At 60.4% G+C, this 18,050-nt stretch carries 18 protein-coding genes and 1 pseudogene; 4 read left to right on the top strand and 15 right to left on the bottom strand.

The genetic code is table 11. From position 1 onward, the window contains the following. Positions 1-12: 12 nt before the first annotated feature. From N4A58_RS15005 to ade, 4 genes are all read right to left on the bottom strand, one after another. Positions 13-906, bottom strand: a complete 894-nt coding sequence (locus N4A58_RS15005; protein ID WP_293710970.1) for a DMT family transporter — start codon at positions 904-906, stop codon at positions 13-15. Positions 907-1,075: 169 nt separating this feature from the next. Then, on the bottom strand, positions 1,076-1,363 hold the full coding sequence (locus N4A58_RS15000) for an HU family DNA-binding protein (protein ID WP_072708604.1): 288 nt from the start codon (positions 1,361-1,363) through the stop codon (positions 1,076-1,078). A gap of 138 nt (positions 1,364-1,501) precedes the next feature. After that, a complete protein-coding gene (locus N4A58_RS14995) occupies positions 1,502-2,980 on the bottom strand; it encodes an AMP nucleosidase (RefSeq protein ID WP_293710968.1) in 1,479 nt (492 codons plus the stop codon). Positions 2,981-2,987: 7 nt separating this feature from the next. Further along, complete coding sequence (ade, locus tag N4A58_RS14990; RefSeq protein ID WP_293710966.1) at positions 2,988-4,793, bottom strand: adenine deaminase; 1,806 nt, start codon at positions 4,791-4,793, stop codon at positions 2,988-2,990. 133 nt (positions 4,794-4,926) lie between these two features. Between ade and N4A58_RS14985 the strand changes: the two are divergent. Beyond that, positions 4,927-5,757, top strand: a pseudogene (locus N4A58_RS14985) (SDR family oxidoreductase); the annotation flags it as partial. Positions 5,758-5,793: 36 nt separating this feature from the next. Further along, positions 5,794-6,150, top strand: a complete 357-nt coding sequence (locus tag N4A58_RS14980) for a nuclear transport factor 2 family protein (protein ID WP_293711005.1) — start codon at positions 5,794-5,796, stop codon at positions 6,148-6,150. Here N4A58_RS14980 and dxs read toward each other — a convergent pair. The 5 genes from dxs to N4A58_RS14955 all read right to left on the bottom strand — a co-directional run bounded on the left by dxs (position 6,147) and on the right by N4A58_RS14955 (position 10,550). Further along, the gene (dxs, locus tag N4A58_RS14975) at positions 6,147-8,072 is read right to left on the bottom strand and encodes a 1-deoxy-D-xylulose-5-phosphate synthase (RefSeq protein ID WP_293710964.1); all 1,926 of its coding nucleotides are present in this window, start codon (positions 8,070-8,072) and stop codon (positions 6,147-6,149) included. The genes N4A58_RS14980 and dxs overlap by 4 nt on opposite strands. A 25-nt stretch (positions 8,073-8,097) precedes the next feature. Then, entirely contained in the window at positions 8,098-8,973 is an 876-nt protein-coding gene (locus N4A58_RS14970) for a polyprenyl synthetase family protein (protein ID WP_293710962.1), read from the bottom strand. A gap of 6 nt (positions 8,974-8,979) precedes the next feature. Further along, positions 8,980-9,225 (bottom strand): exodeoxyribonuclease VII small subunit, encoded by a 246-nt coding sequence (locus N4A58_RS14965; protein WP_293710960.1) that lies wholly within the window; start codon positions 9,223-9,225, stop codon positions 8,980-8,982. Positions 9,226-9,339: 114 nt separating this feature from the next. Next, entirely contained in the window at positions 9,340-10,041 is a 702-nt protein-coding gene (locus tag N4A58_RS14960) for a response regulator (protein ID WP_072708617.1), read from the bottom strand. After that, on the bottom strand, positions 10,038-10,550 hold the full coding sequence (locus N4A58_RS14955; protein ID WP_072708619.1) for a MarR family transcriptional regulator: 513 nt from the start codon (positions 10,548-10,550) through the stop codon (positions 10,038-10,040). Before N4A58_RS14955 ends, N4A58_RS14960 begins: the two co-directional genes overlap by 4 nt. A 165-nt stretch (positions 10,551-10,715) precedes the next feature. Between N4A58_RS14955 and N4A58_RS14950 the strand changes: the two genes are divergently transcribed. Continuing rightward, positions 10,716-11,585 carry a branched-chain amino acid aminotransferase gene (locus N4A58_RS14950; protein ID WP_293710957.1) on the top strand — a complete coding sequence of 290 codons (870 nt, stop codon included), beginning with the start codon at positions 10,716-10,718 and terminating at the stop codon, positions 11,583-11,585. A gap of 119 nt (positions 11,586-11,704) precedes the next feature. Next, entirely contained in the window at positions 11,705-12,757 is a 1,053-nt protein-coding gene (gene mnmH, locus N4A58_RS14945; protein WP_293710955.1) for a tRNA 2-selenouridine(34) synthase MnmH, read from the top strand. Here mnmH and selD read toward each other — a convergent pair. The 6 genes from selD to N4A58_RS14915 are packed head-to-tail and all read right to left on the bottom strand — an operon-like array spanning position 12,744 to position 18,047. Beyond that, positions 12,744-14,894, bottom strand: coding sequence for a selenide, water dikinase SelD (selD, locus tag N4A58_RS14940; protein WP_293710953.1), 2,151 nt, complete (start codon positions 14,892-14,894; stop codon positions 12,744-12,746). The two genes, mnmH and selD, sit on opposite strands and share 14 nt — an antisense overlap. A 3-nt stretch (positions 14,895-14,897) precedes the next feature. Continuing rightward, the gene (locus N4A58_RS14935) at positions 14,898-15,287 is read right to left on the bottom strand and encodes a Na+/H+ antiporter subunit G (RefSeq protein WP_072708628.1); all 390 of its coding nucleotides are present in this window, start codon (positions 15,285-15,287) and stop codon (positions 14,898-14,900) included. A 6-nt stretch (positions 15,288-15,293) separates the two neighbouring features. Continuing rightward, positions 15,294-15,566 (bottom strand): K+/H+ antiporter subunit F, encoded by a 273-nt coding sequence (locus N4A58_RS14930; protein ID WP_177218583.1) that lies wholly within the window; start codon positions 15,564-15,566, stop codon positions 15,294-15,296. Next, positions 15,563-16,054 carry a Na+/H+ antiporter subunit E gene (locus N4A58_RS14925; protein WP_293710950.1) on the bottom strand — a complete coding sequence of 164 codons (492 nt, stop codon included), beginning with the start codon at positions 16,052-16,054 and terminating at the stop codon, positions 15,563-15,565. The genes N4A58_RS14930 and N4A58_RS14925 overlap by 4 nt, the downstream gene beginning before the upstream one ends. After that, on the bottom strand, positions 16,054-17,700 hold the full coding sequence (locus N4A58_RS14920; protein WP_293710948.1) for a monovalent cation/H+ antiporter subunit D: 1,647 nt from the start codon (positions 17,698-17,700) through the stop codon (positions 16,054-16,056). The genes N4A58_RS14925 and N4A58_RS14920 overlap by 1 nt, the downstream gene beginning before the upstream one ends. Continuing rightward, the gene (locus tag N4A58_RS14915) at positions 17,697-18,047 is read right to left on the bottom strand and encodes a Na+/H+ antiporter subunit C (RefSeq protein ID WP_072709401.1); all 351 of its coding nucleotides are present in this window, start codon (positions 18,045-18,047) and stop codon (positions 17,697-17,699) included. Before N4A58_RS14915 ends, N4A58_RS14920 begins: the two co-directional genes overlap by 4 nt. Positions 18,048-18,050: the final 3 nt, after the last annotated feature.

The following is an 18,050-nucleotide window of genomic DNA, read 5'->3' as shown; positions in this document are numbered from 1 at the left end:
GCGCCCTAGCTGTTACGCGGGGCGCTTTTCTGTTTGCGGGGCCTCTTTGGAGAGTTGGACGGCGAGGATGCCTGCCGCGATGATTGCGACGCCGACTATATCGAGGGTACCGATGGTTTCGCCAAGCAGGAGCGCGGCGATTGCGACCCCGAAGAAGGGGTTCAGGAAGTGGAAGGTCGCGGCGCGCACGGCTCCGATCCGCTCGACCAGCCAGAACCAGACCAAAGTGGCCAGAAGTCCCGGAATGAGAGTTGTGTACAGGAAGGCGAGCGTCAGGCGCGGGGTAAGTGTGACGTCCAGCGTCGGGAATTCGTAGATCATCGCGAACGGCAGCAGCGCGATGGAGCCGACCATCATTTGCAGACCGACAACCATCAGGCGGTTGCCTCCGGCCGAGGCGACACGCACTGACAACGTCGCGGCGGAGAGGGACGCCACGCCAATCGCACAGAGCAGCAGACCGAAAGGATCGGCGCCTGCCTGCACACGCGTTCCCATGATCAAGGCGGCCCCTGCGATGCCTGCAATCAGGCCGATCCAGCCAATTGGGCGGACAGTTTGGCCAAAGAATGAGACGCCCACAAGTGCGACCCAGAGCGGCATGGTCGAGGCAACAATGGACGCAAGAGAGGCTTCGACCGTCTGCATTGCGATGAAATTCAAACCCAAATACAAAGCGTTCTGGCAAAGACCAAAGATCACTGTCGCCCGCCACTGGGCCGCAGACAGGCGGGCGCGCTGCCCAAGCGCATAGGCAATCACGATGCCGATCACACCAGACACCAAAAACCGTAGGGACAGGGCCGTCAGTGGGGGCGCTTCGGCGACAATCATCCGCGCAGAGGTAAAGGCCGAGGACCACATCAGTCCAAAGGCCAGTCCGGCCAGCATCGCGCGAATATCCATGGGGTCTCTCCGGGTTGGTCGTCGGCGAACCCTGCCAGAGACATTTGCGCGGCGCCAGCGAAAGCTGCGTCATGTCAGCCATGCAGCGGACGCAAGAAAGCCCAGCAAAAAGAAAAGGGCCCCTGCAGTGGCAGAGACCCTTTGAAACCTTGCGGAACCCGCAAAAAGATCAGCCGTTGACGCTGTCTTTCAGTGCCTTGGCAACAGTCACTTTGACGACCTTGTCGGCCTCTTTTTTGATCTGCTCGCCGGTGGCGGGGTTACGCACCATACGCTCGGGGCGCTCGCGGCAGTAGAATTTGCCAACGCCAGGCAGGGTTACCGAACCACCCTCTGCAACTTCGCGAGTAATGATCGCGGTCACTGCGTCCAGTGCCTGCGCAGCTGCTTTCTTTTCTGCCCCCATCTCCTCGGCCAGAGCCGCAACCAGTTGGGTTTTCGTCATAGGCTTTGCCATTTCTGGTCTCCGTATATTTTTATTCCCAGTCGTCGCTGGGTACGTGTTGGGGCATCTAACGCGAAATATCAGGACAAGACAATCTGAATGGCCTTTTTTTCAAGGCCACATTGCAGATTTTTGCGGATTTATCACAGTTCAGAGAAAGGCTGTTTCCTCAAATGACCGTAGTTTACGGGAATGGATACGCTCTAGCGGCATCTCACTCAGCCTTTCCATTGCCCGAATGCCAATCAATAGGTGACGTGCAACCTGAGTTTTATAGAAGTCACTCGCCATACCAGGCAATTTCAGCTCTCCGTGGAGCGGTTTGTCCGACACACAGAGCAGCGTTCCGTAGGGCACGCGGAAGCGGAAGCCATTGGCAGCGATGGTCGCACTTTCCATGTCGAGCGCGATGGCACGCGACTGGGACAGTCGTTGAACCGGCCCCGACTGATCGCGAAGCTCCCAGTTACGATTGTCGATGGTCGCAACTGTTCCGGTACGCATGATGCGCTTCAGCTCGTAGCCTTCGAGTTCCGAAACCTCTTCTACCGCATCTTCTAACGCAATCTGGATTTCAGCCAGTGCAGGGATCGGGACCCAGACCGGCAAATCTGCATCCAGAACATGATCTTCGCGCAAATAGGCGTGCGCCAGCACGAAGTCACCCAAGGCCTGCGTGTTCCGCAACCCAGCGCAGTGACCCACCATCACCCAAGCGTGCGGGCGCAGGACGGCAATATGATCGGTGGCCGTTTTAGCGTTGGACGGGCCGACACCAATATTTACCAAAGTGATACCGCTGCCGTCCGCCTTCTTCAGATGGTAGGTGGGCATCTGAGGCATCTTTTTGGGTGTTTCCAGTTCTTGGTCCGCCTCGGTGATTTCTACATTTCCGGTAGAGACAAAGGAGGTGTAGCCGCTGGCCTTGTTTGCCAGCATCTGCCGCGCGTAGGCTTCGAACTCTTCGACGTAGAACTGATAGTTTGTAAACAGAACGTGGTTCTGGAAATGCGCTGGGTCGGTGGCCGTATAGTGGGCCAGACGCGCCAACGAATAGTCGACGCGCTGTGCGGTGAACGGGGCCAAGGGGCGCGCACCATCGGGATAGGTGAACCCTTCACCATTCACGATGGCATCGTGAGTAATGTTCAGGTCCGGCACGTCGAACACATCTCGCAGGGGGAAAGTTGCCGCGCCATCCTGAGGGATCACGATCTCTTCGTCGCCAAGGACGGCAAAGTGAATCGGCATGGGCGTCTGCGAGGGACCAATAGCGACCGGCTGGTCATGATGCTCAATCAACAGGCCAATCTGCTGCTCAAGGTAGTTCGAGAATAGATCGGGCCGCGTGATGGTCGTGGCATAGGTGCCTGGCTCGACCACGTGACCAAAACTCAGACGGCTGTCCAGCTTGGCAAAGGTCGAAGTGACAAAGCGGATCTCGGGGTAGTAGGCTCGATACCGCGACCGATGCTCAGCCCCTTCGATCAACTCTTGAAAGCGGTCATGCAGATAGCCTGTCGCCTCGTCATAGAGTTCACGCAAGCGCGCCACGGCGGCCTTCGCGTCGGTGAAGTATTCGTGGCCCCGAATTTCGGGGGTCTCAATCGGTAGTTCGGGCTTGTTCATTTATGGATTAGCTTTCTTCAAACAGGTCCGTGATTTCGAATTTGGTGACATCTACAAGCCCCAAATCGCTGATGCGCAGGGCGGGGATCACGACCAGCGCCAGCAGCGAATGCTGCATGAACGCGTTGTTCAGGGTGCAGCCGCAAGCCTGCATGGCGTGCCCTAGGGCGGTTGCTTTGGCCGCCACGGTCGCGGCGTTGTCGTCGGACATAAGGCCCGCGATCGGCAGTTCAACCAGCGCCTTCTCCTCGCCATCGGCGAACAGGGTCACGCCGCCGCCAACCTCGGCCAGTCGGTTCGCGGCCCGTGCCATCATCTCTCGGTCTGTTCCGACCACGATCATGTGGTGGCTGTCATGCGCCACGGTCGAGGCCATCGCCATCGGTTTGTCGTAGCCGAAGCCGCTGACGAACCCGTTCGTCACGCCACCGGTCGCGCGGTGCCGTTCCACCAACGCGATCTGGCAGATGTCCTGCGCGGGATCGCCCTGCACCAAGCCATCGGTGACGGCTAGTTCAGCTGTCAGCGCCTTGGTCGGGGCTTGGTTTTCGACGACACCGATGACCTTGGCGGTGACGGTGTTTTTACCCTCGGGCGCGGCGATCTCGAAGTCCGCCGCCACGCGGTCCTGATCCAGATGCACGGTGTTCCGCGCGGAATCGGGCCAGTCGAAATGAGGGCAATCGACCAGACATTCGCCCCCTTCGGCGATCAGCTGACCACGGGCATAGACTTGTTCAATCGGCAGGGTTTTCAGATCCGAGGTCAGGATCACATCGGCGCGGCGGCCGGGGGCAATCGACCCCAATTCCCGCTCCAACCCGAAATGGGTGGCGGTGTTGATCGTCGCCATCTGGATCGCGATAAGCGGGTCGCAACCGCATTCAATCGCATGGCGCACCACGCGGTTCATATGGCCATCATTCACCAAGGTCCCCGCGTTGCAGTCATCCGTGCATAGGATGAAGTTGCGCGGGTCCAGCCCCTTTTCGGTGACCGCAGTGATCTGCGTCTCCACATCATACCAAGCGGACCCAAGCCGCATCATGTGGCGCATCCCCTGACGAGTGCGGGAAATGGCATCCTCTTCGCAGGTACCTTCGTGGTCATCAGCCGGACCGCCCGCCGCATAGGCGTGGAAGGCAGGCCCTCGGTCGGGGCTGGCATAGTGGCCGCCCACCGTTTTACCCGCGCGCTGGGTCGCCGCGATCTCGGCCAGCATCTTGGGGTCGGCGTTGATCACACCGGGGAAGTTCATCATCTCTCCCAGCCCGATGATCCCCGGCCATGCCATCGCCTCTACCACATCCTCGGGGGTGATTTCCTGCCCGGTCGTCTCTAGGCCCGGCGCCGAGGGAGCACAGCTTGGCATCTGGGTAAAGATGTTCACGGGCTGCATCAGCGCCTCGTCATGCATCATCTTCACGCCGTCCAGACACAAAACATTCGCGATCTCGTGCGGATCGGTGAACATGGTCGTCGTGCCATGAGGGATCACAGCGCGGGCAAACTCCGCCGGTGTCAGCATCCCCGATTCAATGTGCATATGCGCGTCGCATAGCCCGGGCATGATATAGCGCCCCGCCACATCGACGACCTCGGTGCCTTCGCCGATGCAATGGCTGGCGTCCGGCCCGCAATAGGCGAAGCGTCCATCCTTGATCGCAATGTCAGTGTTACCAATCACTTCGCGGGTGTGGACATTCACCCACCGCCCATTTTTCAAAACCAGATCAGCCGGCGCACGCCCCGCGGCGACGGCCACCAGATTGGCCGCAACGTCCGGCCAGGATTTAAAAGCAGCTTGTGTCATGTACCGAGTGTGACCAATTTCGTTAGCGCCGCAAGTGGGCGTTGCTCAGAATACGGGCAGAATGCACATTTTCAGATCACAGACTTACGACAGTTGTCTTGAAAAGCGGCACGGCCGCGCCCAAACATGAGGCATGACAAAGACTTTGCTTTCCTTTGGCCACGGTTACTCGGCCCAAGCACTCGACCGCCTGCTCGTCCCTCAGGGCTGGCGCGTCTATGGCACCACCCGCTCGCCCGAGAACTTCGCAGAGCTAGAGGTGCGTGGCGTGATCCCCCTGCTCTGGGGCAGCGACGAAGTGCGCGCGGCCTTAGAGGAATGCAGCCATATTCTGGTCTCGACCGGTCCCAAAGACGCGGGCGATCCGGTGCTTGCACTCTATCGTGACACCATCGCGCGGCGGGCCAGCGAACTGGAGTGGGTCGGCTATCTGTCCACCACCGGCGTCTACGGCCACCACGATGGCGGCTGGGTGACAGAGGACGCGCCCCTGATCCCCGCCACCCCGCGTGGCATGTCCCGCAAGAACGCTGAACAAGCGTGGGGCAGCATCGACGGACTACCTCTGCATATCTTCCGCCTCGCTGGCATTTATGGCCCCGGTCGCGGCCCCTTCGAAAAGGTCCGCACAGGCAAAGCCCGCCGGATCATCAAAAAGGGACAGGTCTTCAGCCGCATCCACGTGGACGACATCGCGCAGGTCTTGGCAGCCAGCATCGCACAGCCCAACCCCGGCCGCGTCTATAACGTCTGTGACAATGACCCTGCCCCGCCGCAGGACGTCATCGCCTACGCCGCCGAACTGCTCGGGATGCCCCTGCCCCCCGCCGTCGCGTTCGAGGACGCGGACATGACCCCCATGGCCCGCAGCTTCTACGCCGAGAGCAAGCGCGTGGATAACACCCGCATCAAAGAAGAACTCGGCGTCGAACTCGCCTATCCCGACTACCGCGCAGGACTACAGAAATCGCTATCGGTCGAGGATCCGTGCAGTTCGGTCCTGAGTTTTCTGGAGCGCTACAACAACGCCTTCTACGCGCGCGACATCGACGCGTTGAAGGACTGCTATACCGAGGATCAGGTGCGGTTCTGGGACAATCACGCCGGAAACGACAGTGACGAGCTACCTGCCCATCTGACGGCTGTTCAGGCGTTCTTCAACAACGGGACGATTGAACAACTAGCGATCGACAACCCGCAGGTCTGGTTCCACGGAGATACCGCGACGCTGTCGGCAACCCTGCGCTACGGGTCTGCACCGAAACCGGGCGTGCGCAGTACGTTCTGTCTGAAGATGCAAAAGGGATCGTGGCGGGCGTTTCACGTCCACCACTCGTTTGATCCGAACGAAGCTTAGGCCCGTTTTCCCAGCGTCTCGACGCCCATGACTTCCAGCACTTTGGCCTCAATGTCTTCGGCGTTGAGGCCAGCGACCGCGTACATGTCGCGAGGGTTCGCCTGGTCAATAAAGATATCAGGCAGAACCATGCTGCGGAATTTGAAGCCGCGGTCGAATACGCCCTCTTCAGCCAACAGATGCGAGACATGGCTGGCAAACCCGCCAATCGCGCCCTCTTCGACGGTGATCAGGGCATCGTGGGTCTCCACCAGCTTCAGGATCAGGTCGCGGTCCAGCGGCTTGGCAAAGCGCGCATCGGCCACTGTCGGGCTGATGCCCCGCGCGTCCAGCGCTTCGCAGGCTTGCATGACCTCTTGCAGACGAGTGCCAAAAGACAGGATCGCGACGCCCTTGCCCTCGCGGATCATGCGGCCCTTGCCGATTTCTAGAATCTCGCCGCGCTCGGGCATCTCGACGCCCGTGCCCTCCCCACGAGGATAGCGGAAGCTGATCGGACCCTGATCATAGGCCGCTGCGGTGGCGACCATGTGGACCAGTTCGGCTTCGTCCGCCGCCGCCATGACGACGAAATCGGGCAAGTTGGCCAGGAACGCGGTGTCGAACGCGCCAGCATGGGTCGCGCCATCGGCACCCACCAGACCCGCGCGGTCGATGGCGAAACGGACAGGCAGGCGCTGGATCGCCACATCGTGAACCACTTGGTCATAGCCACGCTGCAGGAACGTCGAATAGAGAGCGCAGAACGGACGCAAACCGCCCGCCGCCAAACCTGCGGCAAAGGTTACAGCGTGCTGTTCAGCGATACCCACGTCAAAGCAGCGGCTGGGATAGCGGTCCTGAAACTGCTTCAGGCCAGTGCCATCAGGCATCGCAGCAGTGACGGCACAGACCTTGGTGTCGCGCGCGGCCTCGTCCAACAGTGCCTTGGAAAACACGCCGGTATAGCTTGGCGCGTTCGAGGGGGTTTTCTTCTGCTTGCCGGTGACCACATCGAATTTCGACACACCGTGACCTTTGTCAGCGGCAGCCTCGGCGGGGGCATAACCCTTGCCCTTCTGGGTCAGGACGTGGATCAGGATCGGGCCTGTTGCGCGGTCATGGACGGTGCGCAGAACAGGCAGCAGCTGGTCCATGTCGTGGCCATCAATGGGGCCAACATAGCTAAAGCCCAAAGCCTCGAACAAAGTGCCGCCCGTCGCCATGCCCTTCAGCATGTCTTTGGCACGCTTGGCGCTCTCACGGAAGGGTTCAGGCAGGAAGCCGACCGCGCCCTTGGCGACCTCTTTCAAGTCATGGAAGGGACGCTCGGCATAGAGTTTCGACAGATAGGACGACATCGCGCCCACGGGAGGCGCAATCGACATCTCGTTGTCATTAAGAATAACGATCAGACGCTTTTTCAGGTGGCCGGCGTTGTTCATCGCCTCATAAGCCATGCCTGCGCTGATCGAACCATCCCCGATCACAGCGATGCCGTCACCCAAGCCTTCGGGGCAGTTGCCTCCCAGATCACGCGCCACGCTAAAGCCCAAAGCAGCACTGATCGAGGTGCTGGAATGCGCCGCGCCAAAGGGGTCATAGGGGCTTTCTGAACGCTTGGTAAATCCAGACAAACCGCCCTTTTGGCGCAGCGTGCGGATACGATCGCGGCGGCCGGTCAGGATTTTGTGAGGGTAGGACTGGTGGCTTACGTCCCAGATGATCTTGTCCTTGGGCGTGTCCCAGATCGCGTGCAGCGCGACGGTCAACTCGACGACGCCGAGCCCCGCACCAAGATGCCCGCCGGTTTCAGAGACCGCGCTAATCGTCTCGGCCCGCACTTCGCGCGCCAACTGTTTCAGCTGTGCATCCGACAGGCCCTTCATGTCCGAAGGGGTCGTGATCTGGTCCAGCAATGGCGTCTCGGGACGGTTCGACATAAGGGCGCGCCTCCTTGGGGGCGTTTCAGCTTTCGCGGGAGATAACGAAACGGGCTGCTTCCCGCAAGCTTTCGGCCTGTTTTCCATAAGGAGATAGAGCGTCGCAGGCCTGCGTCACCAGATCGGTTGCGCGTTGGCGTGCGCCATCCAGCCCTAGCAAGGACACGAAGGTCGCTTTGCCCGCCTCAGCATCCTTTTGCAGGCGCTTGCCAGCCTTGGCCTCGTCCCCAGTTTCATCAAGTATGTCGTCAGCGATCTGGAACGCAAGGCCGAGCGCCTTGGCGTAGGTCCCAAGCGGGGTCACGTCGGCCTGCGCCAGACGGGCACCAGCCTCGGCGGACCACTGGATCAGGGCGCCGGTTTTGCCATCTTGCAGCTTGGTGATCTGTTCAAGGTTCAGCGGCGTGTCGGCGGTTTCGGCGGCGATATCGAGCGCCTGACCGTAGACCATCCCCTGAGCACCCGAAGCACGAGCAAGTGTCAGACAAAGATCCGCACGCGCCTCGGCAGGGCCAACGGCGGGGTCGGCGCACAGTTCAAACGCCAGTGTTTGCAGGGCGTCACCGGCCAGAACGGCGGTCGCCTCGTCCCACTTGATATGAACTGTGGGCTGACCACGGCGCAGGTCGTCATCGTCCATGCAGGGCAAATCGTCATGGACCAGAGAATAGGCGTGCAGCGCCTCGATCGCGCAGGCGGGCAAGATCGCACGGGCGGGATCGATGTCGTGCAGACGCGCCCCTTCGAGAACCAAGAACCCGCGCAGGCGCTTGCCGCCGTTCAGAACCGCGTGCGCCATGGCCTGATGCACAGGCTCGCTCGGCAGGCCCGCAAAGATACGGTCAAACTCGGACTGGATCGCGGATTTCGCCCGCGCCTGCCCATCTAGAAACTGCTGCATCGGGGATCAGAGACCTTCGGCGGCCTTCAGACCCGTGGGGTTGCCGTCGCCGTCCAAGGTGATCTGCGCGACCTTTTCCTCTGCGGCCTTCAGCTTGGCTTCGCAATGCTTCTTCAGCTCTGCGCCGCGCTGGTACAGGGTGATCGATTCTTCCAGCGGGACCTGACCGTTTTCCAGCTGACCGACGACCTTTTCTAATTCGGTCATGGCGGCTTCGAAGCTGAGTTCGTTGACAGGTGTATCGGTGGTCATCGGAAGGCCCCTATAAATTTCCGGTTCAGCCGCACGCGGCGGCTGTCTTTGTAAAATCACATTCCCTGAGATGGGTCGAGTCCCGCGCCCTGTCCAGTCCAAACCAGAGCAGAGTTAATCCGGCGCGAGCATGTATCCTGCCCCGCGCACAGTCTGCAGGTAGCGCGGCTGCTTGGGGTCTTCTTCCAGCTTGCGGCGCAGGCGGGTAATCTGGACGTCCACAGCGCGTTCCTGTGCCTGACCTTTGTCGCGACCCAGTTCCTCGACCAGCTTTGTACGGGTCAAAGCCTCGCCCGGTTGGGCAGCGAAAATCCGCATTAGCTGCGCCTCGGTCGCGGTCAGACGCACGGGCGTGTCGCCCTGCCACATCTCGCCGCGGTCGATGTCATAGCGCACGGGCCCCAGTTGCAGCAGCTTAGGTGCGGCATCGGTTTCCACAGGCTCGGGCATCCGGCGCAGAATGGCGTTCATGCGCAGCAGCAGCTCTTTGGGCTCGAACGGTTTGGGCAGGTAGTCATCCGCGCCCGCCTCGAGGCCCGCGATCCGATCCTCGGTCTCGCCCTTGGCCGTCAGCAGCAGGATCGGCGTCATCCGATCCTCGCGCAGGGATTTCGTCATGCTGACGCCATCCTCGCCGGGCATCATCACGTCCATCACGATCAAGTCGAAATCAAGCCCACCAAGGATGCGGCGCGCATGAGCAGCATCGCGGGCGGTCGTCACGAGAAAGCCATTTCGTGCCAGAAACTTCTGAAGCAAACCCCGAATACGCTCGTCATCATCGACAATCAGGATGTGGGGCGCTGGTTCGCTCATGAATTCTCCTCCCGCAGCGACAGGTATTGGCGTCGCATGTCGGGGTCCATCATAGCCTCGAGAACAGTACGAAAGCCAGCCACAGCTTCGGGACCCGCCGCACGGTAGGCTGCGCGCATACGCGCACGCTGCGCATCGGACAGCCTTTGCTCCAACCCCTCGCCTTCGGGCGTCAGATAGAGATGCCGCTCGCGCTTGTCTTTCTCGCCCACACGCGACTCAACAAGCCCGTCGGCAATCAAGGTCCGCAGCACGCGGTTCAACGATTGCTTGGTCACGCCGAGGGTGTTCAACAGATTGTTAACAGTGGTCCCGGGGCTTCGGTTAATAAAGTGAATGGCGCGGTGGTGGGCCCGCCCATACTCCATCCCGCTCAGGATTCGGTCCGGATCTGCCGTAAACCCGCGATAAGCAAAGAACATTGCCTCGATGCCTTTGCGCAGTTGCTCATCGGTCAGAAACAGAAGGCTCTCGCCACTGTGTAAACCGGGATGTCCTCGCTCTTCCATCGGGGTCCCCTCGCTTGGTCGTTTGCCCTTCGTTTTTAAGTCAGCCTTGTTGACATTCCAAGAGCAGACTGTTAGCGAATCCTCGAATTTGCGCAACTTTATGTCCCCACCGGACCAAACTGGCGCAACTTTCGCAAATTTCGTGATGAAAGAAGGATGCCGAAGATGGCTGGCGCATATGATGATCGTGACGGGAAAATCTGGCTGGACGGCCAGCTTGTGGAATGGCGTGATGCGAACGTCCACATTCTGAGCCACGCCCTGCACTATGCGTCCTCGGTGTTCGAGGGCGAGCGCTGCTACAACGGCAAAATCTTCAAATCGATCGAGCACTCGGAGCGCCTGCTTGCGTCCGGCGGCTTGCTCGACATGCCGATCCCCTACACCGTTGAGCAGATCGAAGAAGCCAAGAAAGCGGTTCTCGAAGCGAACGGCCTGACCGACGCTTATGTGCGAGTTGTTGCGTGGCGCGGCGCGGGCGAAGACATGGGTGTCGCGTCCTCAAAGAACCCTGTGCGCATGGCAGTTGCCGCTTGGGAATGGGGTGCCTACTATGGCGACGCCAAAATGCAGGGCGCGAAACTCGACATCGCCAAGTGGAAGCGCCCCTCGCCTGAAACCATCCCCACCGCTGCCAAGGCGGCCGGTCTATACATGATCTGCACCATGTCCAAGCACGCGGCCGAGGCCAAAGGCTGCTCGGATGCGCTGTTCATGGACTACCGTGGCTACGTGGCCGAAGCGACCGGCGCGAACATCTTCTTCGTCAAGGACGGCGAAGTACACACACCGATCCCGGACGCGATCCTGAACGGCATCACCCGCCAGACCGTCATCGACATGCTCAAAGCCAAGGGCATCACCGTGCACGAACGCCGCATTATGCTCGAAGAACTGGCCGATTTCGAACAGTGCTGGCTGACCGGCACGGCTGCCGAAGTGACCCCCGTGGGCCAGATCGGTGACTACACATTCACCGTTGGTGACATCACACGCAACATCGCCGAAGAGTACGAAGCTCTGGTGCGTAGCTAATCCGTCATGGCCCCACGGCCATGACAGCGCCCGCCAAGCCTGCCCTTGCGGCAGAGCGCGGCGGGCGCTTTTCGTTTCTGGGCTAGCCCCCGCCCGCAAAACCACTAGATTGCACCGCCATGAAGCTGACCCTGAACGCCCTCACCGACCTGCGCGACCTGCCGTATGACACGATCATCGACGCCCGCGCCCCTGCCGAATTCGCCGAGGATCACCTGCCCGGCGCAATCAACCTACCCGTCCTTGATGACGAAGAGCGGGCCCGCGTCGGCACAATCTACAAGCAGGTCAGCCCTTTTGACGCACGCAAGATCGGGGGCGCACTGGTCGCCAAAAACGTCGCCCGCCATCTTGAGGAAACGCTTCACGATTACCAAGGCGGCTGGCGCCCGCTGGTCTATTGCTGGCGTGGCGGTCAGCGCTCTGGCTCGTTCGCGACAATCCTGTCGCAGGTCGGATGGCGCGTCGGTCTGATTGATGGGGGCTACAAAAGCTACCGTCGTTTGATCGTCAGAAGCATGCATGACGAGCCGATCCCCCACAAATTCATCTTGATCGATGGCCCCACGGGCACCGCAAAAACGGATATTTTGACGCATCTAAAGTCCGCCGGCGCTCAGGTCATCGACCTCGAAGGCATCTACGCTCACCGTGGATCGCTGCTTGGTGCCGTTGGCCACCCCCAACCCAGCCAAAAGAAGGCCGAGGGCGAACTGGCCATGCAGCTCGCGCACCTTGATCCCTCAAAACCCGTGTATGTCGAGGCCGAGTCCAGCCGCATTGGCGACCGCCTCGTGCCCCCATCGGTCTGGACCGCCATGTGTGCAGCCCCGCGGATTCGTATCGACGCCAGCATTCCCGCCCGCGCCGAATATCTGACCCGTGCCTATGCCGATCTAATCGACGACCCAGAGGCACTGATGGCACGGATGGAGCCCCTTCGGAGCTTCCAAAGCCGCGAGCTGGTCGACCACTGGATGGAGCTGGCCAAGGTTGGCGCCTTTAGCACGCTCGCGGCTGAGTTGATGGAGCAGCACTACGACAGCCGCTACGAAAAATCAGCAAACCGCTATCCGCACACCCTGCTGGGCCGGATTCACCTTGGCGATGCGATCGACACAGCAGCACTAGACCGCGCCGCTGAGAAATGCCTGAGCCTTAGCGCAGAGTAAACCGCGCAGGTCCCGCGACGCATTCCCCAATCACTGCGGGCTGTGCGCCGGTGGCCTTCAATACTGCGATCAAGGCTGGCACATCGCTCTGTGGTACCGCAGCTAGGAACCCGCCCGCCGTCTGGGGGTCGTACAGGATCTCGGCCTCTGGGTGGATCAGTCCATCAATTGGCGCCGCAGTCCTGTTCAGATCATGCAGGCTCGATTTCTGCCCCCGCGCCAGCAACTCCCGCGCGCCAGAATAGGCGGGCACTGCAGACAGGTCGATCACCGCGCCGCACCTGCTTGCCTCTAGCATCTCGCCCAAATGTCCCCCCAAACCAAAACCGGTCACGTCGGTCAAAGCATGCACACCATGCAGCGCGTTTGCCTCTGCCGTACGGGGTTCGACCTGCGCCCTGAGCAGCGCGGCCACATCGCGCCCATCAGCCGCCAGCTGCATCTCGGCCGCCATGATCACCCCCGAGCCCAACGGCCGCGTCAGAATCAGCGCATCGCCAACCTGGGCCCCTGCCTTGGTCCGCGCAGGACCATCGAGAATGCCGGTCAACGTCAAACCCAGAGACAGTTCCGCCCCCAATGTCGTATGCCCGCCCGCCAACGCCGCACCGCATTCCGCCAGAGCGCCGGTGATGCCTTCCATCACCTCGGCCAGCCGCCGCTCTTGCAGGCGCGGGGACATTCGCGGAAGCGTCAGGTTGACCAAGGCCGTTTGGGGCCGCGCGCCCATGGCAAAGATGTCGCCCAAAGCATGGATGGTCGTGATACGGGCAAAGACCTTTGGGTCCTCCCAAAACGCGCGCAGATGGTCAGTGGTGATCACTTGAGTGACCTCGCCCATCTGGACAATTGCCGCGTCATCCCCTGGCCCCGTGACCAAATCGGGATGGCTGGTCGGCGTCACATTCGCCAAGGCCGCGCGCAAGGGGCCCGCGGCGACCTTGGCTCCGCAGCCGCCACACAGGGGTTTTCCGCCACCCAACTCCTCTCGCACGCCATCCGCGACCTGCGCAGGCACAGCAAGGCCTGCCATCGGCTTCAAATCGCGGAACATGTTCATGAATTTCTGGTCAATGTGGTCCTTCCATTTCCACATCAAGGCACCTTGCGGCCCAAACCCGCCCTTGTCCGCCAAAGCCCGCTTATCCCCCAGCGAGATCAGCTTCAGAAACGTCTTCTGCGGGCGAAACGCTTTTACCTGACCGGCCCCCAAGGCCGCCTTCAGGTTATTTAGAAGTATGGGCGCGGCGCGGACCGCGTAGACCCCTGCTTTGGGCCGCGGACTGGGGTCCTGATGGCAGCAATCACCACAAGCGAAGACTTTTGGATCACTTGTCCGCAGGTGCGCATCCACACGAATAAAGCCCCACTCCAATGCCAATCCAGTCTGAGCCAGCCAGTCATGCGGGCGCGCGCCAGCCGCGCCTACAGTCATGTTCGCAGGAACGCGCGTGTCGTCGTCTAGCAGAACACAGTCGGATTGCACCTGAGCGATGTTCGCCTGTTCGTGCAATGCAACGCCCCAACGCTCTAGCTCTTTGCGTAGGATGCGTTGATGACGATCAGACTGCTCGGCAAGAACCGTCCCACGCTCGATCAAGGATACTCGCCCTCGGGAGCCCAAGGCATGGGACATCGCCATCGACAGCTCGACACCGGCCAAACCGCCCCCGATGACCGCTACATCGCCACCGCCTTGTTTCAAGAAATCCGCCCACTCGGCCGAGTAGCGTCCCAAAGGTTTCGCTGCGACGCCGTGTTCGGAAAACCCCGGAATCGCAGGCATGTCAGAGGTGATCCCCACATCGACAGAGGCGACATCATACGGCACCGCGCCATAGCCTTCGACCGTGACGACCTGTTCAGAGAGGTCCATTGCCACCGCCCGCCCTTGGATCAGACGCGCGCCCGCGAACCGCGCCAAGCGCACCAGATCAATATCCAGCTCTTCGCGTGAGTAATGGCCCGCAATATGCCCGGGCAGCATACCGGTATAGGGCGCTGCCGCCTGCGGGTCGATCACTGTCAGCCGAACGCCCGGAAGCGGGTTCATCCCCCACATCCGCAGCACCAAGGCATGGGCATGCCCCCCGCCAACAAAAGCCAGATCGCGGGTGTCAGGCAGCGATGTCAGCAAGGATCAGCCCTCTTGGGTTTTCTCCGGCTCGGGGCTCCACTCGGGACGCTCCAAGGTGGCCCAGTTCGTGTCACCATTCGGCTCGGGCAGCTCTTCCTCAAGCTCGTGACGGTGCAGATAGGCCTTGGAAATGAAATTGGCGGTAATCGGCGCGGTGATAAACAGGAAAAGCGTGATCAGCAGTTCGTGCAACGAGCCATGTTCTTCGAAGGCAAAGGAATAGATCACCGACGCGATCAGAACGCCGCCAACCCCAAGCGTGGTCGCTTTGGTTGGGGCGTGCAGACGCGCCATGGGGTGATCCAGCTTGATCAGGCCAAAGCTGCCTACAAGGCCAAAGAAACCAGCAATGACCAAACAGGCCGCGATAATGATTTCTACAACCATATCCAATGCCCCTTATTCGATGATGTTGCCGCGCAGCATAAAGCGCGCGTAGGCCACGGTGCCCACAAAACCCAGCATCGCAACGACCATGGCCGCCTCGAAAAAGATTTCGGTGCCTTGCTGGATGCCCTGCAGAACCAGAATGGCGATGGCGTTGATCACCATCGTATCCAGCGCCAGAACGCGATCCCCAACCCCAGGGGCAAAGATCACGCGATAGAGAGTCAGCAGCAGGCCGAGGCCAAAGCAAATGAAGGCGAAGTCGAGAGCGTAAGAAATGATCATTCGAAAATCTCCTTCAGGCGAGCTTCGTAGCGGGATTTGATGTCGTCACGTATGGCATCCGGATCGGGCGCGTCCAAACAATGAACGAGCAGCGCGCTGCCCTGAGCAGACACATCAGCAGTCACTGTACCGGGCGTCATGGTGATGGTGCCCGCAAGAACCGTGATCGCTTCGGGCGTTTTCAGATCCAGCGGAACCGTAACCCAAGCGGGCTTGCGCGCTGCGTTGGATTTGAACAGCACGATCAGCGCCACGTCGATGTTCGATTTGACGATATCATACAGGACGATCAGCACGTAGGCCGCAATTTTGATCGGATGCTTCAGAACGGGACGATCCGGCCAGTAAGCTGCTGTGATGATCGGGATAAAGATACCCAAGATCAGGCCCACAATGAACACGCCCGGACCGGCAGTGTTATCGAGCAGCATCCAGACCAGTGTTAGCAGAGCCGTCAGATAGGGGTGTGGAAAGATACGTTTCAGCATCAGTGGGACTCCCCTGCGTGGCCGTCAGTGGCCTCTTGCGGATGATCGGTGCCATGTTCGCCGCCCTCGGTCTGAAGCAAATGCTCGTCCACAGGCGCGTGACCGCTGCCATCCTTTTCGTGCGCCATGCTCTCTTCCATCGTGTTGTTGATGACGGCAGAGATATAGGCATCCGTGTCATAGAGTTGCTCTGCGGTGGCGATGGCAAAGCGGTGCATCGGCCCCGCCAGAACAGTCATCGCAACGATCCCAGCCATCAGGGTCCCAATGGCGACAAAGGCCAAGGGCTGACGGGGATGCTCATAAGCAGGCGCGTCGGTTTCGGGCAGGCCATAGCCCTTCCAGAACACCAGCGAACCGGCGCGACCAAAGCCCATGATCGCGATCAACGAGGTGATCAAGATCGCGCCCCAAAGCCACCAGTTGCCCACAGCAGCATCAAGGATCAGCAGCTTACCCAAGAAGCCGGACAGCGGCGGCATCCCCGCCATCGCAATCGCGGCGGCAAAGTAGAACGCGGCGACCAATCCATTTTGCGGCATGGGGCGATCTTCGCGGATGGTGTCCTGCCACTGTGGGCGGCGGGAGACGACCAAATCGACGATCAGGAACAGCGCGGCAGTCGCCAACGTCGAATGCACCACGTAGTAAATCGCGGCAGCGGTCGCTTCGGGAGTGAACAGCGCGATCGCGATCAGCAGGGTACCGACCGAACCGATGGCAGCGTAAGCCACCATCTTGGACAGCGATTTGGCCCCCAGAATACCGATCATGCCAACAGCAAGCGAAATAACGATCACAGGCAAGAGCCAGACATCATAGCTGCCTGCGATCGCAGGCGAGTCCTGCGGGAAGGCCAGCGTGAACATGCGCAAAATTGCGTAGGCGCCAACCTTGGTCATGATCGCGAACAGGGCAGCAACCGGCGCCGGGCCTGCGGCATAGCTTTCAGGCAGCCAGAAGTGCAGTGGCAGGATCGCAGCTTTGACCGCGAAGACCATCAGCGCCATGACCACACCGACGCGCAAGAGCGCTGTATGCTCAGGCTCCAGCACAGCAATGCGGGCTGCCATGTCTGCCATGTTCAGCGTGCCGGTGACGTTATACAGCGTCCCCAGAGCAAACAGGAACAGGGTCGATCCCAGCAGGTTGTAAATCACGTATTGCGTACCTGCCTGCAGACGGCGCGTCCCCCCGCCAAAGGTCATCAGACCATAGCTGGCGATCAGCAATATCTCGAAGAAGACGAACAGGTTGAACGCGTCGCCCGTCATAAAGGCGCCGATCACGCCCATCAGCTGGAACTGGAAAAGCGCGTGGAAATGCTTGCCGCGTTTGTCCCAGTCGGACCCGATGGCATACAGCATGACGCAGATTGCCAACACAGCCGTCAGCAGCACCATCAACGCAGACAGACGGTCCAGCATGATGACAATGCCAAAGGGCGCAGGCCAAGCCCCCAACTCGTAAACCCAGATGTCCCCGCTTTGGGCATAGACAAACAGGCCAAGCGCGTTGATCAGCAGCAACGATAGTCCAACCAGCGAGAAGACCCGCTGCAGCGCCACTTGATGGCGAACGGACAGAACAATGAATGCGCCGAGAAGGGTCGGCAGCAGGATCGGCGTAATGATCCAGTGGCTCATGCCCGGTCCTCCGATGCGTCGTCGTCTTGCATGTCGATTTTGTCATGGCCGCCCGACAGATACGCCGCAAGGGCGATCATCAGAACCACAGCGGTCATGCCGAAACCGATCACGATGGCAGTCAGAACCAGCGCCTGCGGCAGCGGGTCCGTGTAAGTGTAGTCTCCGTATCCTTGTAGCACGGGCGGCGCGCCCACGATCAAGCGGCCGGTCGAGAACAGGTAGATGTTTACAGCATAGGATAGGAAAGAGGTTCCCAGAATGACCGGGAACGTCCGGAAGCGCAGGATCAGATAGATCCCTGCTGCAGTCAGCACACCAATGGCGCTCGCGACAAGAAACTCGATGGT

This window comes from Donghicola sp. (assembly GCF_025210255.1).
Taxonomy (GTDB): Bacteria; Pseudomonadota; Alphaproteobacteria; order Rhodobacterales; family Rhodobacteraceae; genus Donghicola; species Donghicola eburneus.
The sequence above is the reverse complement of the archived record's forward strand: the minus strand, read 5'-3'. Positions and strand labels throughout refer to the sequence as shown.

Excerpts from the sequence above, each read along its gene's own strand:
- N4A58_RS15000 (WP_072708604.1), bottom strand. The coding sequence starts at position 1,363 with ATGGCAAAGCCTATGACGAAAACCCAACTGGTTGCGGCTCTGGCCGAG.
- ade (WP_293710966.1), bottom strand. The coding sequence starts at position 4,793 with ATGACACAAGCTGCTTTTAAATCCTGGCCGGACGTTGCGGCCAATCTG.
- N4A58_RS14970 (WP_293710962.1), bottom strand. The coding sequence starts at position 8,973 with ATGCAGCAGTTTCTAGATGGGCAGGCGCGGGCGAAATCCGCGATCCAG.
- N4A58_RS14955 (WP_072708619.1), bottom strand. The coding sequence starts at position 10,550 with ATGGAAGAGCGAGGACATCCCGGTTTACACAGTGGCGAGAGCCTTCTG.
- N4A58_RS15005 (WP_293710970.1), bottom strand. The coding sequence starts at position 906 with ATGGATATTCGCGCGATGCTGGCCGGACTGGCCTTTGGACTGATGTGG.
- dxs (WP_293710964.1), bottom strand. The coding sequence starts at position 8,072 with ATGTCGAACCGTCCCGAGACGCCATTGCTGGACCAGATCACGACCCCT.
- N4A58_RS14960 (WP_072708617.1), bottom strand. The coding sequence starts at position 10,041 with ATGAGCGAACCAGCGCCCCACATCCTGATTGTCGATGATGACGAGCGT.
- N4A58_RS14930 (WP_177218583.1), bottom strand. The coding sequence starts at position 15,566 with ATGATCATTTCTTACGCTCTCGACTTCGCCTTCATTTGCTTTGGCCTC.
- N4A58_RS14925 (WP_293710950.1), bottom strand. The coding sequence starts at position 16,054 with ATGCTGAAACGTATCTTTCCACACCCCTATCTGACGGCTCTGCTAACA.
- N4A58_RS14995 (WP_293710968.1), bottom strand. The coding sequence starts at position 2,980 with ATGAACAAGCCCGAACTACCGATTGAGACCCCCGAAATTCGGGGCCAC.
- N4A58_RS14920 (WP_293710948.1), bottom strand. The coding sequence starts at position 17,700 with ATGAGCCACTGGATCATTACGCCGATCCTGCTGCCGACCCTTCTCGGC.
- N4A58_RS14965 (WP_293710960.1), bottom strand. The coding sequence starts at position 9,225 with ATGACCACCGATACACCTGTCAACGAACTCAGCTTCGAAGCCGCCATG.
- N4A58_RS14950 (WP_293710957.1), top strand. The coding sequence starts at position 10,716 with ATGGCTGGCGCATATGATGATCGTGACGGGAAAATCTGGCTGGACGGC.
- mnmH (WP_293710955.1), top strand. The coding sequence starts at position 11,705 with ATGAAGCTGACCCTGAACGCCCTCACCGACCTGCGCGACCTGCCGTAT.